At 38.5% G+C, this 14932-nt stretch carries 16 protein-coding genes; 11 read left to right on the top strand and 5 right to left on the bottom strand.

Annotated elements, in window-relative coordinates:
- Positions 1-107: 107 nt before the first annotated feature.
- On the bottom strand, positions 108-1694 hold the full coding sequence (locus IGI50_RS16830) for an NlpC/P60 family protein (RefSeq protein ID WP_438777768.1): 1587 nt from the start codon (positions 1692-1694) through the stop codon (positions 108-110).
- 295 nt (positions 1695-1989) lie between these two features.
- On the opposite strand from IGI50_RS16830, the gene IGI50_RS16825 reads away from it, so the two are divergent.
- Entirely contained in the window at positions 1990-2904 is a 915-nt protein-coding gene (locus IGI50_RS16825; RefSeq protein WP_438777767.1) for a GIY-YIG nuclease family protein, read from the top strand.
- Between the two features lie 70 nt (positions 2905-2974).
- Positions 2975-3469, top strand: coding sequence for a GyrI-like domain-containing protein (locus IGI50_RS16820; RefSeq protein ID WP_028020873.1), 495 nt, complete (start codon positions 2975-2977; stop codon positions 3467-3469).
- A 513-nt stretch (positions 3470-3982) separates the two neighbouring features.
- Here the strand turns inward: IGI50_RS16820 and IGI50_RS16815 are convergent.
- Positions 3983-4597, bottom strand: a complete 615-nt coding sequence (locus tag IGI50_RS16815) for a histidine phosphatase family protein (protein ID WP_438777766.1) — start codon at positions 4595-4597, stop codon at positions 3983-3985.
- Between the two features lie 357 nt (positions 4598-4954).
- Between IGI50_RS16815 and IGI50_RS16810 the strand changes: the two genes are divergently transcribed.
- Both IGI50_RS16810 and IGI50_RS16805 read left to right on the top strand, forming a co-directional pair.
- A complete protein-coding gene (locus tag IGI50_RS16810; protein WP_010743741.1) occupies positions 4955-5215 on the top strand; it encodes a DUF6442 family protein in 261 nt (86 codons plus the stop codon).
- Positions 5216-5314: 99 nt separating this feature from the next.
- Positions 5315-6049 (top strand): YdcF family protein, encoded by a 735-nt coding sequence (locus IGI50_RS16805; protein ID WP_438777765.1) that lies wholly within the window; start codon positions 5315-5317, stop codon positions 6047-6049.
- A gap of 33 nt (positions 6050-6082) precedes the next feature.
- Here the strand turns inward: IGI50_RS16805 and IGI50_RS16800 are convergent, their stop codons facing one another.
- The gene (locus IGI50_RS16800) at positions 6083-6499 is read right to left on the bottom strand and encodes a hypothetical protein (RefSeq protein ID WP_438777764.1); all 417 of its coding nucleotides are present in this window, start codon (positions 6497-6499) and stop codon (positions 6083-6085) included.
- A 189-nt stretch (positions 6500-6688) separates the two neighbouring features.
- Entirely contained in the window at positions 6689-6943 is a 255-nt protein-coding gene (locus tag IGI50_RS16795; RefSeq protein WP_010743744.1) for a hypothetical protein, read from the bottom strand.
- Positions 6944-7277: 334 nt separating this feature from the next.
- On the opposite strand from IGI50_RS16795, the gene aspD reads away from it, so the two are divergent.
- The 3 genes from aspD (at position 7278) to IGI50_RS16780 (ending at position 10389) form a co-directional block, all read left to right on the top strand.
- Complete coding sequence (aspD, locus tag IGI50_RS16790) at positions 7278-8873, top strand: aspartate 4-decarboxylase (RefSeq protein ID WP_438777763.1); 1596 nt, start codon at positions 7278-7280, stop codon at positions 8871-8873.
- A 159-nt stretch (positions 8874-9032) separates the two neighbouring features.
- Complete coding sequence (gene thiD / locus IGI50_RS16785) at positions 9033-9851, top strand: bifunctional hydroxymethylpyrimidine kinase/phosphomethylpyrimidine kinase (protein ID WP_438777762.1); 819 nt, start codon at positions 9033-9035, stop codon at positions 9849-9851.
- A complete protein-coding gene (locus tag IGI50_RS16780; protein WP_218257471.1) occupies positions 9841-10389 on the top strand; it encodes an ECF transporter S component in 549 nt (182 codons plus the stop codon). The genes thiD and IGI50_RS16780 overlap by 11 nt, the downstream gene beginning before the upstream one ends.
- Before the next feature lie 118 nt (positions 10390-10507).
- Here the strand turns inward: IGI50_RS16780 and IGI50_RS16775 are convergent, their stop codons facing one another.
- The gene (locus IGI50_RS16775) at positions 10508-10900 is read right to left on the bottom strand and encodes a nuclear transport factor 2 family protein (RefSeq protein WP_438777760.1); all 393 of its coding nucleotides are present in this window, start codon (positions 10898-10900) and stop codon (positions 10508-10510) included.
- Positions 10901-11087: 187 nt separating this feature from the next.
- Here IGI50_RS16775 and IGI50_RS16770 point away from each other — a divergent pair, with 187 nt between their 5' ends.
- The 4 genes from IGI50_RS16770 to IGI50_RS16755 all read left to right on the top strand — a co-directional run bounded on the left by IGI50_RS16770 (position 11088) and on the right by IGI50_RS16755 (position 14876).
- Positions 11088-11828: a LytR/AlgR family response regulator transcription factor gene (locus IGI50_RS16770; RefSeq protein ID WP_438777758.1), complete on the top strand. Its 741-nt coding sequence runs from the start codon at positions 11088-11090 to the stop codon at positions 11826-11828.
- Positions 11829-11843: 15 nt separating this feature from the next.
- Positions 11844-13238: a sensor histidine kinase gene (locus tag IGI50_RS16765; protein WP_438777757.1), complete on the top strand. Its 1395-nt coding sequence runs from the start codon at positions 11844-11846 to the stop codon at positions 13236-13238.
- Between the two features lie 110 nt (positions 13239-13348).
- Entirely contained in the window at positions 13349-14422 is a 1074-nt protein-coding gene (locus tag IGI50_RS16760) for a CPBP family intramembrane glutamic endopeptidase (RefSeq protein WP_438777756.1), read from the top strand.
- A gap of 307 nt (positions 14423-14729) precedes the next feature.
- Positions 14730-14876 (top strand): hypothetical protein, encoded by a 147-nt coding sequence (locus IGI50_RS16755; protein ID WP_010743752.1) that lies wholly within the window; start codon positions 14730-14732, stop codon positions 14874-14876.
- Positions 14877-14932: the final 56 nt, after the last annotated feature.

Raw genomic sequence — 14932 nt, 5'->3', positions numbered from 1 at the left:
TGTCCTCTTTATAAATGAAATGACTATTATTTCTATAATTCAATAAAAAAATATCCAAGGAGACTTAGTCACTTTAAGCCTTCTTGGATATTATTTTTAAGTTAATTTTAGTATACGCGGACACCGAAGTCTGGTGCGTAATACTGAGTTGATCCATATTTCACGTTTTCACCTGGTTGTGGTGCGTGGATATATTGATCGCCCCCAGCTGAGATCGCTACGTGATAGCTTGATCCTTGGTCGCCCCAGAATAATAGGTCCCCTTGTTGTGCTTGACTGACATCGATTGTCGTACCTGATGATTCTTGTGCTACAGTCCAAACACCAATATCTTTACCCGTTACTTGCTTGTAAACATATTGAGTAAGACCAGAACAGTCGAAACCGCTCGTGTCTTTTCCACCCCATACATATGGTGTGCCGATATATTTTTCCGCTTCATTCACGATTTGTTGACCGCGAGTTGTGTCGGTTGACTGATCAGTCGTTGTTTGTTGCTGATCTTGTTGTGTCTGCTGTTGCTGTTGATCCTGTTGTTGTGTTTGTTGTTCTTGCTGCACTTGTTCAGGTTGTTTTTCCGGCGTTGTTGTCGCTGGCGTCTCTGTTACAGGTGTTTGTACTGCTTGTTCCTCCTGTACAGGCGCTTCTTCCTGTTGAACCGGTGTGGTTTGTGCTACATCAGGAGTTACAACCGGCGTTTCTGGTGCTGGTGTTACTTCTGGTGTTGATGTAGAATCAACAATTGGCTGTTGATCTACGATTGATTGTTGATCCACAATCGGTGTGGTATTTTCTAATTGGGTTGTTGGTGCAACTGTCGCTGGTTCTTCACTTACTGTACCGTTGCCCACAACAACATTTTGACCAGCATAAATGTTATTGTCTTCAATATTGTTCCAATCATTAAACTCTTGTACACCAATTCCGAATTGATCCGTGATAGAATTAACCGTATCGCCAGATTGGACAGTATATTCAGTCGGTTGAGCTGGTGTTTCTACAGCAGGTTGTGCGACTGGCGGTGTAACTGGCTCTGTTGCGTCATAGCTAGTTAAATCATGTTCTTGAATAGTTGACACTAATTTTTGAACATAACTTTGATCATCATTGAAGCGTCCTTCTAAAGCTGCAGCGGCTGTTTGGTAGTCCTTTGCGTTACTGCGCCAAGTACCACTAAAGTAATTTTCGTTACCGTCACGAGAAGTTGTTTTGATGATTTCAATATAGTCCTGAATGGCTTCTTTATAAGAACCGTATTGTTTCATCTCTTTCTTTTCAGTTTGACCAGTTTCTGAATTTTTCTTATCCAGCATTGCTGATTTGCCTTTATACTGACCTTCTAATCCAAAAAGGTTGTAATAAGGGGCTTGTGCATAGTCGTTTTGTGCCCAATCACTTTCGATGATGGCTTGAGCAATCATAATAGAAGCGTACAGGTCATGTTTCTCAGCTAATGGCTTGATTTCATTTGAAATTTCATTGATAAACGCTTTTTTATCAATATTTGACGTAGTTGCAGTCGTTTTTCCTTCAACAGCTTCTACTTCATGTGTGTTTAGTAATGGTGCCGCTACCGAAACCGTTACTAAGGCAGTACCTACTACAGCAGACCCTTTTTTAAGATAGCGATAGTTCGTGGTCTTCTGGCGTTTCTGTTGACGTAGTTCACGTCGGGTTAAAACTTTATTTGACATTTAACATCTCTCCATTCTCTCTCTCATTGCTTTCTTAACAATATTAATTATAACACAATGGAAATGATAGGTCATTGTTAATGAACTGCATTTCTTGATATTTTAGATTATTTTTTAAGAGAATAGACCAAAAAGGCCTATTTTTCAATTATTTTCAAATTTGTTAAAAAAATGATTCTGGAACAGCTCGTTTAAAAGTTGTTTAAAAATCTTTTTTGTTAAATCGAACAAATGAGGTGAATATGTGCTAAAAGAGAAAATTAAGAATTTACCAAGAACTCCTGGAATTTATCGAATGAAAAACACTAGCGGGGAAGTAATCTACATTGGAAAGGCAAAAAACTTGAGACAACGTGTGAGTTCCTATTTTGTTAAAAACAAGCAACACTCCCGTAAAGTTCAAGAAATGGTCCGCTTGATCGACGACTTTGATTATGAATTGGTGGCAACTGAATTTGATGCGCTCTTATTAGAATGCCATTTAATTCATCAACTTCGCCCAAGATATAATCGAATGATGAATTACTATGAAGGCTACGGCTACTTTCAATTTCTTAACAAACCACCCTACTTGAAAGTTCTGAGTGAGTGGTCAGAAGATGGGCTAGTCATTGGTCCCTTTTATAAGGAAAGTAAAATTCAAGAGCTGAAGGAAATAATTAATAGCACCTATCGTCTAGATGGTCCTTTAAAGTATGTTGCCGGTATCGTCAAGAGTTACAAGGAAATCTCTCCAGATGAGGAGTTTGAGTTGCGTATTCAAGAAATCAAAGACACCTTACTTGGTCAATCCACTGCTCTGCTTACTCGAATTGATCAGCGGGTCCAAGCAGCTAGTGAGCGACACGATTACGAAGCTTCTGCACAATGGTGGAACAATTACTTGACTGTTCAGAGGTTTCTGCGCCGCAATAAGCAGTTGATCCAAATCATGCAAAACCAAACTTTTGTAGGAATACTACCTGAAGAGGGCGGCTATTACTGTTACCTTTATGCTAAAGGAGAGCTCTTGAATCGAGTCGTCTATCAACGAAAGCCTTCCTTTAAACAAGCAAAAAAGAGATTAGCTCAAGGTGTCTCCGCTAAAACTTGGCAACGAATCAATGAAAAAGATCGGTTAGAAAAGGAAGACGTCGATCTCTTCCCTATTTTCTTTAACTATTTGAACCAGCACGGGCAAGTTCTAGGATTTTCTACTGAGGAAGAATAGCTCCTATTTGTATTCGATTTCATTCCTTGTTACAATCAGCGTAGGAGTTTATGAAATGAGGGATGGCTATATGCAAATTGAAAAAATCACTAAACCAGCACAAACAATCGTTTCGATGTCTACTCATATCTCACATGAGCATCTACCAGATTATATCGGAACTTCCTTTATGGATTTGTTAGAATATATTCAAAAACACGGAGCTGAGCTCGTAGGAACACCGTTTATTTCCTACTTAAACCTTGATGATACAGGGCAGCCTAAAGATGAATTATTAGATGTAGAGATTGGTTTTCCTATTGATAAAGAAATTCCTTCAACAGAAAAATTCCAAAGTTATGTACTTCCAGGATATCAAGCAGTTCGAACACTTTATGTTGGGGATTACGATGATTTAACAGCATCTTATAAAGAATTGATCGATGCGATTAAGCAAGAAAATGGCATCTTCACTTTCCGCAGCTATGAGTACTTTTTAACGGATGCTTCAGTCCCTTTAGAAGATCAAGAAACGATGATTGAATTAACTTATCGCTTAAAGCGAAAAGATCTATTTACAGAATGATCTCATCAACATTAGAATAAAATGAGAGCCCTTCGATTAAAAAATCGAAGGGTTTTTTTCTTGTTTCTTCTTTTCCAAAGTCTTTTTAATCAGGCGAACAACGTTTTTTTATTTTATCGGCATTCAATTACTTACATAATAAAAAAACAAAAACAGAAAAGACTTTAAGAAACCTTCTAAAAGTTATATATAAGTTACCTTTCTTTTTCAGTTTAACTCTAGACGAGTTTCGGTAAAAATTATCTTTTCTTCAATCACTTATAAGAAAAAAATAAGTGTATCTTAGAGAGTTGCCAAATTATTTAATGTCATTTTTTATTATTCAAGACAATCAAAAAACGCCCATAAATAACTAAAATAGTTATATGAGCGTTCTTTTCTAAATATGTTCAAATTAATATATAGTTCTTTTTAAAAATGTTAAGATTGTGTTAAAAACATTACAAATTGAATTTAACCGTCTATTTACAGATGGACAAGCAGTATTTTTTCATTATTTACTAATCTTCTTGATTAGAAGGTTTGTCCCCACGTCTCGATCACTGTTTTGTCTGTTGAATGAGTGAGAATCGTTAGGCTTGAATTCTCTAAGATTCCTCTCTCACGAATTTTTGCTAGTGGTACTCCATTCAAGGTATTCAATAGAGCCATTAGCAAAATTCCATGGCTAACGACCAATATTTTTTCTTTTGGATATTTTTCTGTCACGCTGTCAATCACTGCTTTACTTCTTTCGATCAAATGTGAATAAGATTCCGCGTGAAATTTCTCTGCGTCAAACAAATCTGGACGTGTGCGATAATTTTTTAAATCTTCCGGATAGGCTTCAGTAATCTGATCAATCTTCTCACCATCCCAATCGCCTAAACGCATTTCTCTTAAATCCTCAATAATCGTCAATTCAGGCGGCCGTTTATTTTCTGAAAGAATGATCTGCGCAGTTGTTTGCGCGCGCATTTGAGGTGAAGTCAATGCAACATCGAATGGAACATCCTTAAGATATTGCGCCATTCGCTTCGTTGCCGCAACTCCTGTTGGAATCAGTGGAGAATCAACGGTTCCCCCATTAAATCGTCCTGCTTCATTAATTTCTGTTTTTCCGTGTCGAACAAAATAGAATTGCGTCACACTCTCACTCCCTGTACTCATAATCCTAAAAATAGAGCAATCAGTCAAACTGGTTCAACAACCTGCAGCTTAACTTTTGCTTTAATGGATTTCTCCCACCCAGTATACACCAATAATCGGTGAAAACGATCAAAAAAAAGAAGTTCCTTGATAAATTCGACAAAAAATAACTGATTTATAAAACGGATGCGGCGAATACACGTGACATTGTAATCGGATTCATCTATAATTAAAACAACAATATCTACTATATCGCCTTGTTTTTAATAGAGATGTTTGTAATTGAGCAAGAAAACTATAACTTTTTAGTATGAAATTAAGAGCACAGAACTTATTTTACGAAATGGAGGGCATCGTATGGAAAAAAGAAAAGAACAGACCAGTACAGATTTGGCTTTGGCCACAGCGGGTATTTTCAGCTTGATTCTTTTTAGCATCTTAATGCTCGCACGTGTCGTGGAGCATCGCGAGGTCATGGATCTGTTTAGTCTCTTTACAGGTGCTGCCTCTGCCTTTTGTTACGGAAAGTTCCTATGGATGAAGCAAAAAAGTTGGTTAACATTATCGGTCATTCTTCTCATCTGTTGTCTTTTCTTCTTTGTTCGCTATTTATTTTAACTCTTCCCTGCCGATAATTTATCGGCAGTTTTTTTCTGTCTGAAAGTTTGCTACTATTATATAGAGTTATTCAGTGTATTTATTAATAAGGAGGCAACTATGTCTGATTTTGCGATACTCGTGGACTATCTAACGACCAACCCGGAAAATCCATCTTTTCAATCTGATACATTATTGATTGCTGGAAACAGCTTACCTCAATTGATTATTTCCGCTGCACAATTTTGCCAAAGGGAAAATGCTGTAAAGCGTGTCATTTTTGTTGGAGGAATTGGTCATGGCACAGAACCTCTGATCACCAATTGCAAGAAATTTTATCCGGCGCTTGTTCGACCAGAATGGGATCAGCTTTCAGAGGCTGAAATTACCCAAGAGATATTTCTGCAGTTTTGTTCGCGCAAGCTTACTTTTCTATTAGAAAGAAAATCCACCAATACTGGGGAAAATGCCCGTTTTTCTTACGAGCTTTTTAACCAGAATGCACCAAAAAGCTTTTGGTTAGTTCAGGATCCCATGGTCCAAAAACGCAGCCATGTCACCTTCAGCAAAGAATGGCAATTGCCTCTATCAGCAATCCAGCCGCTCTTTTTTGAACAACCAGAGCTGATTGATTTTGATACACGCCCACATTTTAAAAATTCTGTAATGGATGACTGGTGGGCACCTGATTATTTCTTATCTCTCGTTGTTGGTGAAATTCGTCGATTGAATGATGATTCCGAAGGCTATGGACCAAAAGGCGCAAATTTCATTCCTCATGTAGAGGTTCCTGAGAACGTATTGGACAGCTATCGCCGTTGTCGAAAATATTTGGAGAATATCGAACGGAAATAACCCTTCCTTTTTCTATTTACAAAAAGATCGTACTCATCTAACAGAGTACGATCTTTCTTTATTCCTTACTTTTATTTTGCATCTCCTTTTCGCTGTAAAAGTGATCAGATAGTTTGGACTCTTCCTGAGCCTCAGATCACCAAATTTTTTATTTTTAACATGTTCAGGCTCTTCGTATTCCGTCACAAACTGAATCAACCCGTCCTTTGCGCGAATGGCAATAATAGCAACTGTCGTCATTCGATTTTGCCATTTACGTGCCTGCAAACTTAAAAAATTTGCTTCAGGCTGGCCATTAAGACGTAGATTGATCTTTTCTACTTCATGAAAAAGGTCATAAACCGAGTGTAAAAACTGCGGTTTCCTCTTTTCTTCAGCATGCTTAAATTTTCCTCTTTTTTTCTTTTCGATCGTGACCCATTGTTCTGAGGCTTCTGAGGTCATTCCCATGGCCCATCCCTCCTGCTGTGCACTAACAAATTTTGCCTTTCACCTTAATTAGATTATAGCTGGAGTTTGCTGTTTATCCTGAGACAATCTTTATTTCGTATAACTATTCTTTTTCAAAAGTTTAAATTTATTGGTTTTTTTCCAGAAAAAAAGGCTGCAATCAACTTTGCAGCCTTTCATTTATTCTTTTTATTCGATCACAGTACCTACAAAGCCCGCTACCTTATCAAACAGATCTCCGAAGAAACCAGAAACACTTTGCCACAATCCGCCAAAATTAGGATTCGCAATAAAATTTTGAACCTGAGAGATCACTTGGTCCTTATACACATAAATGATGAAGAGCAAAAACAAGACGCCGGCGATACGCCATAATACAGAACCAACCTTCACGACAAAGAAAACCAATAATGCGATAAACGCAAGGGCGATTAATTGATCCATCTTCAAATCCTCCTTTACTAACTATCTATATACTTTAACCATCAATTGTCTTTACGATCAACTTATAGGTATAGTATGCCTCTTTTCTTACTATTTGGCATGGGTCGAAAGTCTGATATCTGGTCATAAAATTCAATAAAAAAGAATTCTAAGAATTTTGTAATCGTTTTCTTCGTTGTTGTATCGCTCTTTTTAGTATTAAATAAAAGAAAACGACTCTTATTTCTTTGTATTTTAACAGAAACTTTCTCATAAACTCTAAGCGTATTTACGCTATATTAAAAATTATTCTCGTTACTATGGAAGCAAATAAACCGTTGAAGGAGTCGTATTTGTGTCTACAATTACTGAACAAGCCTTAGAAGAATTAAGTCCTTTTGAATTAAGTCTCTTTTTGGAACAAAAGATCCACGAAAATAAAAAGGTTACCAACCTTTTGAACGCTGGACGAGGAAACCCTAACTGGACCGCTCCTACTCCGCGGGAAGCTTTCTTTTTGCTTGGTCAATTCGCTACGCAAGAAACGTTATATGGCACAGGGGAATTAACTGCGGGAATGATCCAATCTGATACAGGTCGCGGACAACGCTTCGTTGATTTTTTAGCAGCACATCCAGGTAAAGGCGCCGATTTTTTAAAAAAAATCTGGTTTTCTGACAATAATTATCTTGGAATGCCAAAAGACGCCTGGTTGACTGATATGCTGGACCACATTATCGGGGACAATTATCCAAACCCCGTTCGTTGCTTGACTGCCTGCGAAGGACCTATTAAAGCTTATTTGAATCAGGAATTATTTTCCGACAGCAGCATACCTTTCGATATTTTCGCTGTTGAAGGCGGAACTGCGGGGATATGCTATATTTTTGACACCCTATTAAATAACTTCTTATTGAATCGTGGCGATAAGATCGCTTTGATGCTGCCGACATTCGCACCTTATTTAGAAATTCCAGAGTTACCAAAGTATTCCTTTGATATCGTTAAGGTTCAAGCGAAACAAACAATGATTGACGGAAAAATGACGTACCAATATCCAGACGAAGAAATCAATAAATTGCGAGATGCTGATATTAAAGCTGTTTTCGTCGTCAATCCAAGCAACCCGACAGCAAACGCACTAGCACAACCAACCATTGATTTACTAAAAGATGTTGTTGCAACAGATAATCCTGAGTTAATGATTTTGACAGATGATGTTTACGGTACATTTGTTCCAGTCTTTACTTCCCTATTTTCCGAACTTCCTTACAATACCGCCTGCATCTATTCTTATTCAAAATATTTTGGTGCAACTGGCTGGCGTGTAGGAACCATTGCTGTAGCTAAGCACAATCTTTTTGATGAATTGATCGCAAATCTACCGCAAGAAAAGATTGAGCTGCTAAATGAACGATATGCATCATTGACTGCTGATCCAACGACAATCACCTTTATTGATCGAATCGTGGCAGACAGTCGTGACGTGGCGTTGAACCATGCCTCCGGTCTTTCCGCACCGCAGCAGGTCATGATGGTGATGTTCAGCCTGTACAGTTTATTGGACGAAGGAAAAGCCTATAAAGCGGAAGTCATGGATATTTGCCGCCAGCGGGAAAAATTACTGTTCCATACTTTAGGTCTACAAGAACCATTAGAAGACTTAGATACTGCTTATTATTGTGAGATCAATTACGAAGAGTGGACGCGTAAACGATACGGCAACGCCTTCGCAGATTATTTGAAAAATAAATGGACCGTTACTAAGGTTCTAACCTCTTTAGCAGAAAAAGAACAATTGATGCTATTAAAAGCCAATGCTTTCGGCAGCAGTGAGTGGGCCGTGCGGGTTTCCTTGGCAAACTTAGCCACTAATCAATATCCTGAAGTTGGCAAACGAATCATTCGTTTGACGGATGAGATCCGTGATCAATGGATGAAAACGAAATAACTACCTTTAACCTTGAGCCTCGCTCAAGGTTTTTTCTTTTTCTTCTGCTAGTGGTACACTTTATTATGTAAATTGGATGAGGGAAAACAAATCCAATTGGCTGTTTTCAGCTGAGAATCAAAAAGCTATGCTATAAAAAAACAAATGGAGCGTTTCTATATGAAAAAAGTTGCAACCATCGCCGGCTCTGATGCTACAGGCGGAGGCGGTTTAGAAGCAGATTTAAAAACCTTTGAAGAATTTGGTACCTTTGGTTTGGCGGCAATCACTTCGATTGTTACCTTGGAACCAGAAACTGGGGCGCATCATTTACGCACCCTTCCATTAGAGCTGATTCAAGAACAAATTGCCTCTATCTTTGCGGGACCGATTGACGCGATCAAAACTGGCCTGCTGCCATCGCAGGAAATCATAAGTCTTGTTAATGAGATTCTTCCGAAAGATATTCCACTGATGGTTGATCCCGTTATTGGCGGCAAAGGAACCCAAGACTTTATTAAAAATGACCAAGTTCAAGCATTACGGGAAAATTTATTGCCCCAAGCACTAATCACAACCCCTAATTTACGAGAGGCTGGTATTTTATCCGAATTGGGTGAGCTTACTTCGGAAGAACAAATGAAGAAAGCTGCAAAAAAAATTGCTTTGCTTGGGGTCAAGCATGTCGTAATCAAAGGTGGTGCACGTTTGGCTTCGAAAGAAACCTTAGACTTGCACTATGATGGCAGAAATTTCCAGCGCTATCCGCATCCAGTCATTGACACACCGTTTAATCATGGTGCCGGCTGTACTTTTGCCGCAGCCATCACTGCAGCAATCGCAAAAAACTATCCCGTTGAGGCTGCCATCAAGCAAGCGATTGATTTTGTGCAGGCCGCGATCACAATGGGTGAACAAATAAATCCATGTGTAGGACATGTTTGGCATGGCGCCTACACCCACGGAGAAAAACGATTGGAGTATTCAGATGAACAGTGATAAACGAATTCAAAACTTAGTCTTGGTCGCGCTCTTTGCGGCACTTACCTTGATGGGAACCATGATCAAGATTCCCTTGCCGACTGGTGCCTTCATTCATTTCGGCAACTCAGTGGTGCTTTTAGCTGTTTTATTAATTGGTTATTGGCAAGGCGCTTTAGCTGGCGGGATCGGTTTTTTTGTCTTTGATATTTTAAATGGCTTCGCCGCGGAGGCCCCTTACTTCTTAGTAGAAAGCTTTGTGGTAGGCGCTGCTGCTTACGTTGCCTTTTCTGTCTTTAAACGCAAGCCTACTCACATTTGGCAGGTTATCATTATCGGAATTTGTGCTGGTATTGCGAAATTCGTCATGTCGGTCATTAAAGCAACAGTGATGGCAATGATCGCTGGGGCACAGCTGAAGCCTGCCTTCTTCGCTGCATTAGCCACTATGCCCGCTACGGTCATAAATATTTTTTCAACGATTCTAATCGTAAGTCTCGTCTACTTCCCATTAAGACGGGCCATGCAGTTGATTTTTCATAATCAACCTGTCTAATTTATGCTATAATAGATGTCCTTGGCAGGGGCGAAAGCTAAAAATGCGACCTGAAATTTTCAATAATTTCAGGTCGTATTTTTAGCTTTTTTGTATGCAACTGGCTGAAAAATATATATCAATCGTTACATTTTGCAGAATCCTCCTTCATCGAATCCAACTGCTTTTTTGAATCACAGAAAACTTGCCATGTTTTGATTTGCTGCCCTTTAGTTTCCACCTTCCATGCAGCGGGAAAAGCCCAATGATTCTCAGGTTTTCCTAAATAAGAGCCACTGGCCTTACCGATTATCATCGTAAATCTCTCATTCACTGCATAATCATCAATTTCAATACGGTAGTCTGGAAACCACTCAAAATACCCTTTCCAGCCTAGCTTCATCGCTTCTTTTCCTTCTCGATCACCATATGTATCAATGAATTGAAAATCCTCCGCCATCTTCTCAATGATCTGCGGAAGATTTTGCTCGTTCATCGCTGCAATAAATTCCTCAATTACCTTTTGTTCCATGCCCACTTCCTCCTATAACCTTTTATGCTTCTAGTATAGCAAGAAAGACAATGTACTTTTTACTGAATCCTTAAATGAATCGTCAATAATTATGGTAAGTATTTCATAAAAAGAGCATTTTTCTCATTTGAATTAGTGTATATTGTAAGTATTCTGTAAAAATTCTTTTAAAAAAAGGAGGATGTTTATGATCTCTATCCACATCTGTGAAGATGATCCAACTATATTGACTTTTTTACAGAAAAAAATTACCGATATTTGCATGATCGAGGACTACGATTTCACAGTAGAGACCGTCACTACCTCTCCTCAAGAAATAATAGCCGCACTCTCATCGAATCCTAGACAAGGCATCTATTTTCTAGATGTTGATTTAAAAGATGAAACAATGAATGGGTTCGAATTAGGAAAACAGATTCGTTCACTGGATACTCGTGGTTTTATCGTATATGTCACGTCTCATTCGGAGCTTTTAACTGAGACATTCAAATATCGGCTAGAGACGTTGGATTATATCCCAAAAGAAGATGAAAAGCATATGCTGGAAAGAATTGCTTTATGCCTTGCAGATATTAACGAACGCTGCAAAAATGACAAGCGTGAGAAAAAAGAATTTTTCGCTGTTCAGCGGATGAATGAAACCTCTTATGTCCCGCTGGAGGACATTGTCTATTTTGAAACTTCAACGAAAAAGCACGTTCTAAATCTCGTAGCGGAAGGGGCTTTTATTGAATTTTACGGTAAGCTTGCAGATATTCAGGAGCAGCTAGGCGAAGCGTTCGTTCGCACCCATCGCTCCTATCTAGTTAATCGTTCGTTTATCTCAGGGATAAATAAACAAAAGAAATTGATTCAATTAACAAATGGCAATACTGTTTTGCTTTCACGTACTAAAAAGAATGAAATTTTAGCGCTTTTGGAAGAGTAAGGGAGGAATACGCATATGACTGAATTTTTACTGTTTCTAAAATCAATTCCCTTTCATGCTCCACCCCTATTTGTGACAGATCTTATCAGCTTTTTCTTTTTATTAAAAGTATTCAATTTACATGTTGGTGGCAGGAAACAGCGGGCGGTCAACCTGTTTACCATAGGCAGCTTTTCAATCATTCAATCCGTTTTTGTTTTTCTATTGAGTGACAGCAGCTTAACGTTGTTAGCACGAATAGTAGTCTTTTCCATCTATTCTGCCTTTTTTGTTTTCGCTATGTCTCTATTGATTCATTTAAACGCTAAATATTTTCCACTGTATAAAATCACGATGCTCTCTATTTTGATTTTGCATCTGAACATTCTGGTAGAAATGATTTCGGGCTTTTTCCTGCTTTTAATTGTCTTGATTACGAATCGCGGCGACATTCTACCAATCAGCAATGCGTTTGCTCCACTATTTTTTTATCTATTTGACGCCCTTCTTCTTTTAGGGGCTTTCGCTATTTTGTTGCGTACTCGTTTTTCTAATTACCTGAATGAAATTTTTGAGCAACGCTCATTATGCATCAAGCTTTGCTGGGTGGCGGCGGTTATTCAAATTGCTTCTTACTCTCTTCTGCATGCTATGAAAAATACGCTGTATTGGAGTCTTGCGATTTCTGGCATTATCGTGATCAGCTTCCTACTTTGTCTGTTTTTAATCGCGGTTTATTCAAAAAATTTAAGTAAAACATTGGAGCTTAAACAATCGCGTCTGTTGCTTTTGCAGCAGCAAGCCTATATGAAGCAGTTAGAAGCCATTCAAAATGAGTTGCGGACGATTCAGCATGATCATAAAAACCTTATCACCGGACTTTACCTCCACGCAAAAGACGGCGATACTAAGGAAATTCAGCGCTATATTGAGAAATTCTTGTTAAACATGGATGAAGGAATTCAAGAACAAATGAAATGGAGCAACCAATTAACCAGCATCGCTTCCCCAGAACTCAAGGGACTGCTGCTTTCTAAAATGCTTTTAGCACAGCAACACGATGTTTTCTTTAACTTGGAAGTCGCTACAACGGTAGAAGAGATCAAAATGGCCACCAATGATTTTATTCGTTGCATGGGTATTCTGTTGGACAACGCAGTGGAGGCGGCTCAATGTGAAGACGAAAACCGCCGAGTGGACATTCTTTTTTACAAAGAAGAGGACAAATTGACCCTTGTGGTGAAGAATCCCTGTCAAGAAAAGGTCAATCTCGCCAAAATTAGGAATCGTGGTGTCTCTACGAAAGGAAGCGGCCGCGGTTTAGGCCTGTCCATTTATCAAGAGGTTGTTCAAAAATACAACAATATCTTAAGTGAGACGAAGCAGCAAAATGGTGAATTTATCCAAGAACTAGCGATATTTGACACTTAATAACCGTCGTTTAGGACAAAGAATCAACCGTTTAGGAAGAATGCATCGCTAAGGATGACTTTTCCTATATCCTTACTTTTGTAACATAATTTTTATGAAGGAGTGAAAAAATGTACGAGGATGAACAGAATGAAAAAAAGCAGTTGACCATTTTTTCTGCAATTGCTTTTGGCATGCCTGTCATTATGGGGTTGTTTATGTGGTATGGCTATAGCCAAGGGAAAAATATTGATTTATTTTCTATGACTCATATGTACTATCCTGCTGCTGGAGCGATGATCGCCTTGATGATTGGCGGAAGAGACAATAAGCTTTTGCCTAAACCTTTCTTTATTTGCTATTTATTGCAGACTGTCGTGATGATCGGCTTCAGCTTAATGGGGTTGTTTACCGATAGTAAGGCTCTTGTTCAACAAGCAACTATCATTATGCTGGTGGGTGGCCTGCTATTGTTGATTTGCTTAGGGATCGCCAAAAAGGAACGACGTGCGGCTTATGGGTTGAGCCGAAAAAATTGGAAAGCAACGATAGGAATGGTCCTGCTTTATCTCATTTTATACGTTGCACGAATGCTGGTCGCTTTTCTTTTTGAAGGTGGGATAGACCCATTAATCAAGACCTTCTCAGATTCAATGACCTGGATCGCTCTTTTTTCAACATTGGCTTCCTATATTCTTTTATTCGTCCCTTATTTTGGCGAAGAATACGGTTGGCGCTATTTCTTTCAGCCAATCTTACAAAAAAGATATGGCTCGATTAAGGGCGTTTTACTTCTCGGACTTCTTTGGGGGTTGTGGCATTTACCATTGAATTTCTTCTTTTATACGTCGCCAGCGGACGGCATTATTTCAGTAACCAATCAGGTTGTTGTGTGTCTTGCATTGGGAATCTTTTACGCTTATGCCTACATGAAGACCGATAACATTTGGACAGTGGTTGCGATGCACTTCTTAAATAATAATTTAGTACCGATCTTCTCTGGAGATCTGACTGGTGAATCAATGAAGGGTTACAGCATAACTTGGAATGATGTAGCACTTATGGCCGTTATCATGACCCTCTTTTATGCTTGGCCAGCCTTGACAAAATTCCTTAGAGATCACAGGAATCTCAATCCAACACCTGAACACCGAGCGGATCAGGTAGCCTATAGCTTAGAAAATGAAAAAGATATGATTAGGTAAAACATACATTCCATAAAATAGTAACCTTAAAAACGCACCTTCAAAAGTTAGAGCGATGGTCTAATTGATTGAAGGTGCTATTTTTATTGAAAAAAAGCCTTTCGATTTCACCTGATTTGTCATCCATTCCTCCTTTCAACAAGTGACCTTCTACTAATCAACGACTTCACTATTGACTCTGTTCGTTCAAAATCTAAATAATTAAAATAATTTATGAATACAAAACTCTTTTATTATTATATTTTAATGTGTTATACTTTTAATTGTAAGTCTGTTATTAAATAAAAGGAGGAGAGGAGGAAAAGACATGACCTTTTTCGAACAAGAAAAGCCTTACCGTGTCACATTTGATCTGGAAGAAAACATCTTCATTGTTTATTCTACTCTTACTGGTCAACAAGGAACTGGAATCACCATTGAACAAGCGATCTATGACTTAAAAAAATCTGCATAAGGAGCGCATCTCTCAATGAATGAAGCCTATAATTAAAAGCCTCTGCTTATGAATGG

This window comes from Enterococcus sp. DIV0170 (assembly GCF_051710765.1).
In the GTDB taxonomy this organism is placed as follows: domain Bacteria; phylum Bacillota; class Bacilli; order Lactobacillales; family Enterococcaceae; genus Enterococcus_A; species Enterococcus_A raffinosus.
The sequence above is the reverse complement of the archived record's forward strand: the minus strand, read 5'-3'. Positions and strand labels throughout refer to the sequence as shown.

Bases quoted from the DNA above. Each gene is read 5' to 3' on its own strand.
- IGI50_RS16800 (WP_438777764.1), bottom strand. From the start codon at position 6,499: ATGGGAATGACCTCAGAAGCCTCAGAACAATGGGTCACGATCGAAAAG.
- IGI50_RS16820 (WP_028020873.1), top strand. From the start codon at position 2,975: ATGCAAATTGAAAAAATCACTAAACCAGCACAAACAATCGTTTCGATG.
- IGI50_RS16770 (WP_438777758.1), top strand. From the start codon at position 11,088: ATGATCTCTATCCACATCTGTGAAGATGATCCAACTATATTGACTTTT.
- IGI50_RS16780 (WP_218257471.1), top strand. From the start codon at position 9,841: ATGAACAGTGATAAACGAATTCAAAACTTAGTCTTGGTCGCGCTCTTT.
- thiD (WP_438777762.1), top strand. From the start codon at position 9,033: ATGAAAAAAGTTGCAACCATCGCCGGCTCTGATGCTACAGGCGGAGGC.
- IGI50_RS16810 (WP_010743741.1), top strand. From the start codon at position 4,955: ATGGAAAAAAGAAAAGAACAGACCAGTACAGATTTGGCTTTGGCCACA.
- IGI50_RS16775 (WP_438777760.1), bottom strand. From the start codon at position 10,900: ATGGAACAAAAGGTAATTGAGGAATTTATTGCAGCGATGAACGAGCAA.
- IGI50_RS16765 (WP_438777757.1), top strand. From the start codon at position 11,844: ATGACTGAATTTTTACTGTTTCTAAAATCAATTCCCTTTCATGCTCCA.
- IGI50_RS16830 (WP_438777768.1), bottom strand. From the start codon at position 1,694: ATGTCAAATAAAGTTTTAACCCGACGTGAACTACGTCAACAGAAACGC.
- IGI50_RS16825 (WP_438777767.1), top strand. From the start codon at position 1,990: ATGAAAAACACTAGCGGGGAAGTAATCTACATTGGAAAGGCAAAAAAC.
- IGI50_RS16760 (WP_438777756.1), top strand. From the start codon at position 13,349: ATGTACGAGGATGAACAGAATGAAAAAAAGCAGTTGACCATTTTTTCT.
- IGI50_RS16805 (WP_438777765.1), top strand. From the start codon at position 5,315: ATGTCTGATTTTGCGATACTCGTGGACTATCTAACGACCAACCCGGAA.
- IGI50_RS16795 (WP_010743744.1), bottom strand. From the start codon at position 6,943: ATGGATCAATTAATCGCCCTTGCGTTTATCGCATTATTGGTTTTCTTT.
- IGI50_RS16755 (WP_010743752.1), top strand. From the start codon at position 14,730: ATGACCTTTTTCGAACAAGAAAAGCCTTACCGTGTCACATTTGATCTG.